Origin of the sequence: Cloacibacterium caeni (assembly GCF_907163125.1) — a bacterium.
In the GTDB taxonomy this organism is placed as follows: domain Bacteria; phylum Bacteroidota; class Bacteroidia; order Flavobacteriales; family Weeksellaceae; genus Cloacibacterium; species Cloacibacterium caeni_B.
Genome location: NZ_OU015319.1, coordinates 741498 through 752794 on the forward strand (window position 1 = coordinate 741498; position 11297 = coordinate 752794).

The window sequence follows — 11297 nt, forward strand, 5'->3', positions numbered from 1 at the left end:
TAAAAGATAGAAAGTCACATCATCACGATGTGACTTTTTTGATGGAATATGTTTTTGATGAATTTAAAAATCTAAACCTAAATTTTTAAGTTCGGTTTCTAAATTCATGTTTTCATTCACATGAACTGTAATGAAATCTAAACTTTTTGCCGTTTCGATGTTGTGGAAATTATCATCGATAAAAACAGATTCTTCGGCTTTTATTTGATAACGGTCGAGGAGAACTTCCCAAATTTTAGGATTCGGTTTGATGAGTTTTTCTTCACCAGAAACTACAATTTTCCCTTCAAAAACATTGAAAAATTCATAATTCGCTAAAGCGTAAGGAAAAAACTCTGCCGACCAATTCGTGAGCCCGAAAAGTTCATATTTTCCTTTTAATTTTTGTAAAACACTTACGTTTTCTGGTATGTCTGAACGCAACATGATGTGCCAGTTTTCATAATACGCCAATATCTCTTTTTCCCATTCTGGATGTTGTGCAATCAGCAAAGCATTGGCTTCGGCTACGCTTCTGCCTCGGTCTTGTTCCGCATTCCATTCATTGGTAGCGATATTTCCCAAGAAATATTCCATTTTTTCGTCGTCATTGAAATAATCTCTGAAAAAATAACGCGGGTCCCAGTCCATAACCACTCCGCCAAAATCAAAGATGATATTTTTGATATTCATATTTTTGTTATTTTAAAATTCTACATTTTCAAAATGATAGTTTCCGTTTTCAAATCTCGCAGCAATATGTTGTAAACCATTGCTCAAAATAATTTTTTCAGCACCAATCACCGAATTGTATCTTGCAATTTGTTCAAAAGTTTGTTCTGTAAGGGTAATGTGCGGTGCTTTGAGTTCTACCAAAATTTTAGGAGATGTTTTTTCGGTAATCAAGAGGTCTATTCTCTTGATGGTTCCGTTTAATTCTAGTTTTTTTTCTAGGATTAATGCAGATTTCGCATACTTTTTTACTTGAGTGAAATAGTGTACGAAATGCTGTCTTACCCACTCTTCAGGAGTGAGAACCAACCAAGATTTCCTTACCATATCATAAATAAAAAACGTATCTTTGTCTCGCTTGATATCAAAAACAAAATCTTCTTTAAAATTTAATTTCGGCAGCTGCATTCAGATGAAAGAATTAGAACAGATTTTCAAACATATTAAAAATAGGGAATTTTTACCCATCTACTTTTTCCATGGCGAAGAAGCTTTTTTTATAGACGCAGCTGTAAAAGCATTAGAAAATGATGTGCTTACAGAAGACGAAAAAGCTTTTAACCAAACCGTAGTCTATGGCAAAGATACCAATTATAATGATATTTTGGCACTTTCTAGACAGTATCCTATGATGGGAGACAAGCAACTCATCATCGTAAAAGAAGCACAAGACTTAAAATTAAATGAAGACGAATCTAGAATTCTAGAAAACTACGCCACAAATCCTGTGGAATCTACCATTCTGGTTTTTGCACACAAGCATAAAAAAGTAGACAGCCGAAAAAAAGTGTTCAAAGTTCTGGACAAAGCAAATATGCTCTTTCACAGCGAACCTGTAAAAGATTATAACTTGGCGAAATGGATAGAAGACGAATCTAAAAACCTTCAAATAAAACTAGCGCCAGGAATTGCTCAACTATTGGCAGATTACTTAGGGAATGACCTTTCCAGAATTTCCAATGAGCTCAATAAAATGAAATTGGTGCTGAAAGAAGGAGAAGTTTTAGATGGTAAATTGGTAGAAACGCACATTGGAATTTCTAAGGAATTTAATGTTTTTGAATTGCAAAAAGCACTCGGAAAAAAAGACAGCAATCAAGCCTTCAAAATTGCGTATTATATGGGAAAAAATCCCAAAACCAATCCTATTGTCATGACCATAGGAAATCTCTATAATTTTTTCAGCAATGTAGTGATGTATCATACCGTAGCGAATCAAGGCCAAAGTCTTATTGCTTCGGCATTGGGTGTGAATCCTTATTTTGTGAAAGATTATGCAGAAGCGGCCAGAAATTATCCGTTGAAATATTCGACCAGAGTTATCTCGGTTTTGAGAGAAATTGATTTAAAATCAAAAGGTCTAGGAGCGGTAAATATGGAAGATGGCGAACTTTTAAAAGAAATGGTCTACAAAATTGTAAACATTGATAAAATCAAAAGCTAAAAATGATTAAAAATATCTGGAAACAAATCATTTTACTCATTCTTCGTTTACAAGGCGAAGCAGATGCCAGTCGATATAGAGTCATTAAAACCAAAAATAATATTTTGGTTTCCCTAAGAAACGAAGTCAAAAATATTTTACTCATTACCATCGGTGTATTCTCAGCAGGTTTCGGTTTCAAAGGATTTCTTTTGACCAATAAATTTATAGATGGTGGCGCAACTGGGATTTCGTTGTTGGTTTCTGCGTTGACAGAAATTCCGATTTATTACTTAATTCCGCTCATCAACTTGCCTTTCATTATTATGGGGCACAAAACGGTGGGAATCAATTTTGCGGTAAAAACGGCGCTCGCAATTGGTGGATTGGCTTTGGTTTTAGCGAATGTAGACTTCCCGAATGTAACCAATGATAATATTCTAGTGGCAGTATTTGGTGGTTTCTTTTTAGGAGCAGGAATCGGTTTGTCTATTAGAGGAGGTGCTGTAATTGACGGAACTGAAGTTTTAGCATTATATTTAAGTAAAAAATTAGGGACGACTATTGGAGACGTTATCATCATTATCAATGTGATGATTTTCTCTGCTGCAGCGTACTTTTTAGGCGTAGAAATCGCGTTGTATTCCATGATTACGTATTTATCGGCTTCTAAAACACTCGATTTTATTGTAGAAGGAATTGAAGAATACATCGGAGTAACCATTGTTTCTTCAAAATGTGATGAGATTAAAGAAATGATTTACAATAAACTAGGAAGAGGAGTTACCGTTTATAATGGTAAAAAAGGCTTCGGAAAACGAGGAATGAAAGAAGATAGCGACATTATTTTTACCGTGATTACCCGTTTAGAAGTGAGCAAACTGACCACGGAATTAGAGAAAATTGCGCCAACTGCTTTCGTGGTGATGCACACGGTAAAAGATACCAAAGGTGGAATGATTAAGAAAAGACCATTGAAACATTAATTTCAACTTTTCATCATATAAAAATTTTCAAAATTGTAAAGTCAAATCAAAAATTGCTTTCATTGAAAAAATTCATCGGAGAATCATTATCAAAACAATGAAATTCACGAAATTTGCAACTCAAAAAATAACAACCCTTATATTCTATGGAAAATAATATATTAGATTGCGTGATTGTAGGTTCTGGACCATCTGGTTATACTGCTGCTATATATGCAGCCAGAGCAGATTTAAAACCTGAATTATACACTGGTTTAGAGCCAGGAGGTCAGTTGACGACTACCACCGAAGTAGAAAACTTCCCAGGTTATCCAAACGGAATTACAGGTCCTGAAATGATGATGGATTTGCAAAAACAAGCCGAAAGATTCGAAACCAAAGTACACTATGAAATGATTACGAAAGTAGAATTTTCTAAAGAAGTAGGGGGTGTTCATAAACTTTGGGCAGGCGAAAAAGAAATTCTGGCAAAAACAGTGATTATTTCTACAGGAGCTACTGCAAAATATTTAGGTCTAGAAGACGAGAAAAAATATTCTGGAGGTGGAGTTTCTGCTTGTGCTACTTGTGACGGATTTTTCTACAGAGGCAAAGACGTAATCGTAGTTGGAGCAGGAGATACTGCAGCAGAAGAGGCTACTTATCTTTCTAAATTGTGTAACAAAGTGACCATGTTGGTGAGAAAGGACCATTTCAGAGCTTCTAAAGCAATGATTCATAAGGTAAACAATACACCAAATATCGAAGTGAAATTCAATCATGAATTAATTGCTATCGAAGGCGAAAATAGCTTAGTAGAAAGAGCAGTGGTCATCAATAACCAAACGCAAGAAACTTCTAAGATTGATGTTCATGGTATTTTCATCGCGATTGGTCACAAACCGAATACTGATGTTTTTGCAGGTCAAATTACCTTAGACGAAAACGGTTATATCATCACCGAAGGAAAATCTTCTAAAACCAATTTACCGGGTGTTTTCGCAGCAGGAGATGTACAAGACCACATCTACAGACAAGCGATTACAGCAGCAGGTTCTGGTTGTATGGCAGCAATAGATGCTGAACGTTATTTATCAGAATTAGAATAAATCATTGAAAACCTTAGTTTACATATTTTTAGGAGGCGGATTAGGGAGTGTAATGCGGTATTTGGTATCGTTTTACACTTCCAAATTCCTTTCTATTGGGAGTTTTCCTCTCGGAACATTCTTGGTAAACCTCATCGGATGCTTTTTAATAGGACTTTTTTCGTCTTATTTTATTAAAGTAGACAATTCCCTTAAATTTCTATTGATTACAGGTTTTTGTGGTGGTTTTACCACGTTTTCTACTTTCGCGGCAGAAAACTATTCTTTATTACAAAATCAAAATTATATCGTGCTTATTTCTTATGTTTTATTGAGCATAATCTTAGGGATTATAGCAGTAATATTGGGTTTTCAGGCAGCAAATAATTAATTTTTGATGTTGAAAATTAATGCGTTATAAAAAATGTAAAAAAATGTAAAAAAATAATTTTGTCAGAATTTAAAAAGGTTCTATATTTGCACCACTGAAAACGAGATAATCGTTTCTGGAGAAATGGCAGAGTGGTCGATTGCGGCAGTCTTGAAAACTGTTGACTGTAACAGGTCCGGGGGTTCGAATCCCTCTTTCTCCGCAAGTTGAAAAACAAAATCAAACAAAACCCACTAAACTTCAATGTTTAGTGGGTTTTTTATTTTCTGTGGTATTCAATTTTTTCAATAATTCTTAAAATTTAGGTGTCTTAAAAGGTGTCACTTATTTTAGTCTACCAAGTGACTCCTCGAAATTTAGAAACTCCATTTAAAAGACAGTTTAGAGAGTGTTTCAATTTTTGTACATCTTGATTTTATAGGAATTTAAAATTAAATTGTTTAACAAATAAAATCACCACATTATGAATTCTACAGTATCTGTTCTTTTCTACATTAAGAGAGCAAAAGTTAATAAGGATGGCATTTGTCCAATCTATGTTAGAGTAACGGTTAATTCCAAAAGATTTGAATTTAGTTCTAATAAATTTGTTGCTCCAGATAAATGGTCAGCAGAAGCTTCTAAAATTAAAGGCAACAATGAAGAAGCTAGACTTATTAATAAACATCTTGAACTACTCAAATTTCAAATTTTAGAAGCTGAGAATAAATTAATTATAAAAAATGTACCAATTAGTGCAGACAGTCTAAGAGAAGAAATATTGGGAGTAAACACCACAAATAGAATGTTAATTCCCATATTTAGAGATCATAATGAAAAAATTAAAGTGCTCGTTGGTACGGATTATTCTCCAGGAACTCTAGAGAGATATAATACATCATTAAAACATACCCAAGATTTTCTTATGTGGAAGTTCCAAAAAGGGGATATTGACATTGTTGATATTGACCATGCTTTTATTACCGATTACGAATTTTGGTTAAGAAGTGTAAGAAAATGCGCAAATAATACTGCAGTTAAATATATTAAAAATTTCAAAAAAATTATCAGAATTTGTATGGCAAATGGGTGGTTAGATAAAGACCCATTTATCAATTATAAGTCTAAAGTTAAAGTTGTCGAAAGAGTTTTTTTAACCCATACTGAAATCCAAACTCTACTAAATAAAAGTTTTGTTTCAGAAAGACTAGAATTGGTAAGAGACATTTTTATTTTCAGCTGCTTCACTGGGCTGGCTTATGTGGATGTGAAAAAATTGACCAAAGAAAATCTAAATATTGGCATTGATGGCAATAAGTGGATTTTTACCCATAGACAAAAAACTGACACTCCTTCAAGAATTCCTATTCTTCCAACGGCTGAGGGTATTCTTGAAAAATACAAAGATCATCCTCAATGTATTAATTCTAATATCTTACTCCCTATTCTAAGCAATCAAAAAATGAATGCTTACCTCAAAGAAATTGCAGATGTTTGCGAGATTAATAAAGAGCTTACTTTCCATATTGCTAGACATACTTTTGCTACTACTGTCACTCTCTCAAATGGTGTTCCGATAGAGAGTGTAAGTAAGATGCTTGGTCACACGAATATAAAGACTACACAGCATTATGCTAAAATTTTAGATCAAAAAATTTCCACAGATATGCAGGTTTTAAAAGACAGATTAAAAGATTTGGAAATTTCTAAAATATCATAACATCATAAGTGTGTTATGTAAAATAGTTGTAATTTATTTGTTGCATAATTTTTATGTTCTAAAATTTTCAAGAAATAAATATTTTAGGAGCGTATTTTTGAAATACGCTTTTTTTTTTATAAACTAAATAACTTGGAATCGAAATCAATTAAACTACTAACGGAATTGAATAGACAAATTCAGTTCTTAGAATCGGAATTTGAAGATGAAATTATTAAAACAGAAAAAAACATTGAACTTATTTACTTATCAATTGAAAAATTAAAGAATGTTGTTTCTAATTACAACTTTAAAACTTGTATTGAGGAAATAAAATTCTTTAAGGAAATAAAACCAAAATTCACTTCTAAGTTAATTTACAATAACAATATTCTTAGAATTGAAACCAATAAGCCTATTGGCAGTAATCAGATAGTTATTAATTACTACCAGAAAGAACAGAAGAAAATTAAATATTTTTTTGAAGATAATTTAGAATTCTACAAGTACTATCGTACCAATTCAAATTATCTTGATGAAAAATATTTCACTAGAAATAATCATGATTTTAAATTGAATCTGGAAACCTGTTATGTTTCCATAGATAAAACATTTTCTACTTCCCATGATTTGAAATTAGCCAAACTCATTGCTAATGATTTGCTCTCAATATACTTAGAGAATAAGATCATTCAGCAAGAAAACTTAAAGCTCAAACATACCCAACGCAACCTCAACTCAAAACTTACTTGGACAGGTTCAAAAATAGCACTCACAGAACTAATTTATGCCCTTCAAACGGAAGGTGTTTTCAATAATGGGACTGCTAGCTTGAAAGATATTGCCGAAACTTTCGAAGAATTATTTGGAATAGATTTAGGTCAGTACAGACGTAACTTCTTAGAAATCAGAACTAGAAGAGAAGATAGAACAAGGTTTTTAAATTCTTTAAAGAGCAATCTAATCAGAAGAATGGATGATTCTGATGAATTTTATTAATTTTTTTATACCCAACGCAGTCTCCGTTGTGAATGAATTATCATCAAATCTTACAAATTTGCCTTAATTAAATTTTATAATTATGGCAGTTAACATTTTAACAAAAGAAGACCTACAGGATTTTAAAGCAGATTTACTTGTAGAGATTACAAAATTACTTCAACCGAAAAATAAAGAACATAAGCAATGGCTTCGTTCTTCAGAAGTAAAAACGATTCTCAAAATTTCTTCAGGTACCTTGCAAACGTTGCGTATTAATGGCACCCTCCGTTTCTCAAAAATCGGGGGTACCCTTTACTACAGTTATGATGATATTGAAAAATTGCTGCAGTCCAATAATTAAATTCTAAACTAAAATCCTACTTCCTCCCTCAGCTTTTTAGTGTAGAAATTTCTCCCTTTAGATAAGGGGGAAACAATTTCTACACTTTAGGGTTGGGAATACCATCTATTTTCTATCAACAAAATCCATCTTTTAAGAATGAATTATATTAAACACCTTACCGGTTTTTTTGAAAAAGTTGCACAGGATAGAAATCTCAATGCAACTCATGTGAGCCTTTATGTTGCTCTGTTTCAATTCTGGAATTTTAACCGTTTCAAAAATCCAATAAGCATATCCAGAGACGAAGTAATGAGAATCAGCAAAATAAGTTCAAAAGCTACATATCACAAATGCCTAAAAAACCTCCATGCTTTAGGATATTTTGACTATCAGCCTTCTTACAATCCATTCAAAGGAAGCCAGATAGTCATGTTTGATTTTTCCGAGGATTTAAAGCCTCTGTCTAAAAACGCTAAGACATCATCTGAACAAGTTATTGAAATAGTTGATAAACAAGCTCTAATCAACAAAAGAACAACTTCTAAGGTAGGTATTAAACAAGCTTTAGTACCTATTATAAACAATATAAACATTACAAAAGAATCAAACGAAAATAAAGAGGGAGCACCCATTCCCAAAATCAATTATCAATTTTTTAATAATTCAAATTCACTGAACCAAAATTTAGCTTATCAGTATACAATTCCTGAAAACAGTTTTTTAAAAAAAGAAAAAAGTTGCGCCAAAAAAGAAAAAGAACAATGGAACGATACTACCGAAAATTTGAATGTTGAAAATATCATTCCACCACCATTTGAAGAGCTGATTAATTTTTTCAAAGAATTAAATGCCCCATTAATTGAAGCTCAGAAATTTTTTAATCATTATGAGTCAAACGGCTGGTTAGTAGCTGGAAAATCTAAAATGAAAAACTGGAAAGCTTCTGTAGAAAATTGGTTAGAAAAATCAAATAGATTTAATTCTATTTCTCCAAATCATATACCATCCCCTAAAAATCTCCAAGCCACCACCAACAAAAGCTACAAAGAACCACTCTAAAAACTTAACCTATGACTTTCCCTACCACACTGATAGAAACCCGATACGATTATTACAAAATCATTCCACAGTTCAAAAAATTCGCTTCCGAATTTGTTGGCAAAAAATATCTCATTCCAGATGAAGAAAAACCCATAGTCTTTGCCGTCCTCGCATGGATGCTACAGGACGATTTAGTAGCCAAAGAAATGGACTTCGACCTTCAGAAAGGAATTCTCCTTTCTGGTCCTATTGGTTGCGGAAAAACCACCTTATTTAAGCTCATGCAAAAATTCACCAGTTCTACTCAAAACAAATTTGGTATTGTTTCCACTCGCCAAATCGTTTCAGAGTTCATGCAGTCTGGCTATCAAGTTTTAGAAAATTATTCCAAAGGCAATTTTTCCCACGATGCCCGAAAACCAAAAATCTATTGCTTTGACGATTTAGGCATTGAAACCTCATCAAAATACTACGGAAATGATTGCAATGTCATGGCAGAAATCCTCCTCACTCGATATGACTTATTCAAAGATAGAGGGCTAATCACACACCTCACCACCAATTTATCAGCTGCAGAAATAGAATCCATTTATGGGAATAGGCTCCGTTCCCGAATGAGAGAAATGTTCAATCTTTTTGGCTATGACCAAAGCTCCAACGATAAAAGGAAGTGATTGTATTAAAATGTAAATTTTATTTTTCTAAATTAGCGACTTAAATAAAACTAATAATGAGCAAATTAATTAAGAAGATAAATTTACTAGAATTTACTTTATACCATCTGACTAGTCCTAAAAAACCGATACAGATTATAGGACAAAAATAAATAATTAAACCAAAGTAAAAACGTTTTTGCTTTGGTTTTTGTTTTTATAGGTTTTGATTTTTAATTTTTCTTGTTTGTGCATTTGGTTCGGAGTAAGATAATGATTAGAAAAATGAGGCCTTAATTCATTATAAATTTTAATTGATTCGTCTACTATTTTTCTTTTGATTTTTGTTTCAACATCAAATTTATCAATATCAAATTCTTGTTTTAAAATTCCATTTATTCTCTCTGCCACCGCATTTTCATAAGGGTCAGAGTTTTGAGTCATGCTACATTTAATATTGTTTTTTTCTAAGATTCTTTGATATTCATCACTACAGTATTGTAATCCTCTGTCTGAGTGATGAATTATTGATTTTAGAACAGGTTCCTGATTTTTTATCGCTTTATTTAATGCCAATAGACTTCCTTCTGTTGTTAAGTTTTCGGCAACATGATGCCCCACAATTTTCTTGGAATACGCATCAGTTATTAAACTTAAATAACTTGGGTTTTTTCTATTTCCAATGTAGGTAATATCTGCTACCCAAACTTGGTTGGGTTTTGTAACTTGATAATCTGACACTAAATTTTTATGCTTTCTAAAGCGATGATGGGAGTTCGTGGTAACGTGGTAACTCCTTTTGGGTATTATTAATAAATGGTTGGCCCGTAAAATATTAAAAAATTTATCCCTTCCAATTTTTAGCTCTTTTAAAGGTTCGCTTAATAAAAAATACAGTTTCCTTCCGCCAAGTTTTGGCATCTTTATTCGGATATCTTCCACTAAATCCACCACTTGTTCTGCTTTATTCCTACAGGCTTTACTACGCTTTGTACTTCTATAATAGACTTGTCTATTCCAACCAAACAATCCACAGGTAAAAATTAGGGTTTCTTTTTCTTCTCTGCGGAAGTCATTGATTGTTCGGGTGGTAAGTTTTTTCTGATATCAATTTGATACTCTTTTTCTGCAAGGTTTATCATCATATCAAAAATGATGGCCTTTTTATCTGCAACATAAGCCTGTTTTTCTAAAAATGCTTTCTGTTTTTGAAGCAGTTTTACTTCAGCTTCTAACTCCATGATGCGTTGTTCTGGTGTTTTAGACATATTGGTTGGTGTTTGGTTTTCCCAATCAAAGTTACCATATTTTCTTAACCAACTCACTACTGTAGAGCGTGATTGGATACCGTACTTTTTCTTGCAAGCGGTAATTCCTAGTTTTCCTTCTTCGATATCTTTCACGATTTGAAGTTTTAAACTTAAACTGTAATCTTTCTGTGTTCGCTTTAAATAAAGCATTTCTTGTTGTTCTTGCATAACGATGTTTTTTTGTGTATCGCTATTTCAGGACTAGACAATCCTTTCAAAAAAAAATCTCATATACAGATTATTGATGATATTTTTAGTTATTCATTAGATAATCTAAATACCGGTAAATCTACAATAGTTAAATTTGAAAAATTTGATTCAAATGATATGATTGAGCTTATAAAAAACTTAAATAAATTAGATTTAAAAAACTGGAAAAAAAATTATGTATCGTATAAAATTCCAAATTCAATCGAATGGAATTTAATTTTGCTGTACAATGATAATAAGACTGTTTTTGAATATTATGGTTCAAATGAATTCCCAATCCCTCATAAAATATCTTCACCTTTTCATCCATTATCTTCTACTTCTTATACTCCCGAATTTATTTTATTACTCAAAAGTTTAAATAAATTTATGGGGAAAAGAACTTTTTTTAAATAAAATTTAATTCGTTTTATCGTCTTTTATTCCAAATTTTAAGGTTTTCCTTATTTTAAGATAGATAGCTTTTTTGTATATTTACGGTTTTAGAACTATACAAACATTAT

General features: G+C 32.3%; 14 protein-coding genes and 1 tRNA gene. 11 read left to right on the forward strand and 4 right to left on the reverse strand.

The window, feature by feature from the left end:
• Window positions 1–63 precede the first annotated feature (63 nt).
• Together KKQ79_RS03370 and KKQ79_RS03375 are read right to left on the reverse strand one after the other, a co-directional pair.
• Window positions 64–672: an HAD family hydrolase gene (locus KKQ79_RS03370; protein ID WP_213188983.1), complete on the reverse strand. Its 609-nt coding sequence runs from the start codon at window positions 670–672 to the stop codon at window positions 64–66.
• Between the two features lie 12 nt (window positions 673–684).
• A complete protein-coding gene (locus tag KKQ79_RS03375) occupies window positions 685–1119 on the reverse strand; it encodes a type I restriction enzyme HsdR N-terminal domain-containing protein (RefSeq protein WP_213188984.1) in 435 nt (144 codons plus the stop codon).
• Between the two features lie 4 nt (window positions 1120–1123).
• On the opposite strand from KKQ79_RS03375, the gene holA reads away from it, so the two are divergent.
• The 10 genes from holA to KKQ79_RS03425 all read left to right on the forward strand — a co-directional run bounded on the left by holA (window position 1124) and on the right by KKQ79_RS03425 (window position 9295).
• Window positions 1124–2155 (forward strand): DNA polymerase III subunit delta, encoded by a 1032-nt coding sequence (gene holA / locus KKQ79_RS03380; protein WP_213188985.1) that lies wholly within the window; start codon window positions 1124–1126, stop codon window positions 2153–2155.
• 2 nt (window positions 2156–2157) lie between these two features.
• Window positions 2158–3120 carry a YitT family protein gene (locus tag KKQ79_RS03385; RefSeq protein WP_213188986.1) on the forward strand — a complete coding sequence of 321 codons (963 nt, stop codon included), beginning with the start codon at window positions 2158–2160 and terminating at the stop codon, window positions 3118–3120.
• Between the two features lie 146 nt (window positions 3121–3266).
• The gene (trxB, locus tag KKQ79_RS03390; RefSeq protein WP_069796472.1) at window positions 3267–4208 is read left to right on the forward strand and encodes a thioredoxin-disulfide reductase; all 942 of its coding nucleotides are present in this window, start codon (window positions 3267–3269) and stop codon (window positions 4206–4208) included.
• 4 nt (window positions 4209–4212) lie between these two features.
• Window positions 4213–4578 carry a fluoride efflux transporter CrcB gene (gene crcB, locus KKQ79_RS03395; protein WP_213188987.1) on the forward strand — a complete coding sequence of 122 codons (366 nt, stop codon included), beginning with the start codon at window positions 4213–4215 and terminating at the stop codon, window positions 4576–4578.
• A gap of 117 nt (window positions 4579–4695) precedes the next feature.
• Window positions 4696–4780, forward strand: a tRNA-Ser gene (locus KKQ79_RS03400).
• Between the two features lie 261 nt (window positions 4781–5041).
• Window positions 5042–6277 (forward strand): site-specific integrase, encoded by a 1236-nt coding sequence (locus KKQ79_RS03405; RefSeq protein ID WP_213188988.1) that lies wholly within the window; start codon window positions 5042–5044, stop codon window positions 6275–6277.
• Window positions 6278–6442: 165 nt separating this feature from the next.
• Window positions 6443–7255, forward strand: a complete 813-nt coding sequence (locus KKQ79_RS03410; protein WP_250131184.1) for an RteC domain-containing protein — start codon at window positions 6443–6445, stop codon at window positions 7253–7255.
• Between the two features lie 82 nt (window positions 7256–7337).
• Window positions 7338–7598: a helix-turn-helix domain-containing protein gene (locus KKQ79_RS03415; protein WP_213188990.1), complete on the forward strand. Its 261-nt coding sequence runs from the start codon at window positions 7338–7340 to the stop codon at window positions 7596–7598.
• A 138-nt stretch (window positions 7599–7736) separates the two neighbouring features.
• On the forward strand, window positions 7737–8639 hold the full coding sequence (locus tag KKQ79_RS03420) for a transcriptional regulator (RefSeq protein ID WP_213188991.1): 903 nt from the start codon (window positions 7737–7739) through the stop codon (window positions 8637–8639).
• 11 nt (window positions 8640–8650) lie between these two features.
• Window positions 8651–9295, forward strand: a complete 645-nt coding sequence (locus KKQ79_RS03425) for an ATP-binding protein (protein ID WP_213188992.1) — start codon at window positions 8651–8653, stop codon at window positions 9293–9295.
• A gap of 156 nt (window positions 9296–9451) precedes the next feature.
• Here KKQ79_RS03425 and KKQ79_RS03430 read toward each other — a convergent pair whose 3' ends face one another.
• Together KKQ79_RS03430 and KKQ79_RS03435 are read right to left on the reverse strand one after the other, a co-directional pair.
• On the reverse strand, window positions 9452–10303 hold the full coding sequence (locus KKQ79_RS03430) for an IS3 family transposase (protein ID WP_213188993.1): 852 nt from the start codon (window positions 10301–10303) through the stop codon (window positions 9452–9454).
• Window positions 10304–10317: 14 nt separating this feature from the next.
• Window positions 10318–10752 carry a hypothetical protein gene (locus KKQ79_RS03435; RefSeq protein WP_213188994.1) on the reverse strand — a complete coding sequence of 145 codons (435 nt, stop codon included), beginning with the start codon at window positions 10750–10752 and terminating at the stop codon, window positions 10318–10320.
• Between the two features lie 12 nt (window positions 10753–10764).
• Between KKQ79_RS03435 and KKQ79_RS03440 the strand changes: the two genes are divergently transcribed.
• Window positions 10765–11190 carry a hypothetical protein gene (locus KKQ79_RS03440; protein WP_213188995.1) on the forward strand — a complete coding sequence of 142 codons (426 nt, stop codon included), beginning with the start codon at window positions 10765–10767 and terminating at the stop codon, window positions 11188–11190.
• The last annotated feature ends 107 nt before the right edge of the window (window positions 11191–11297 follow it).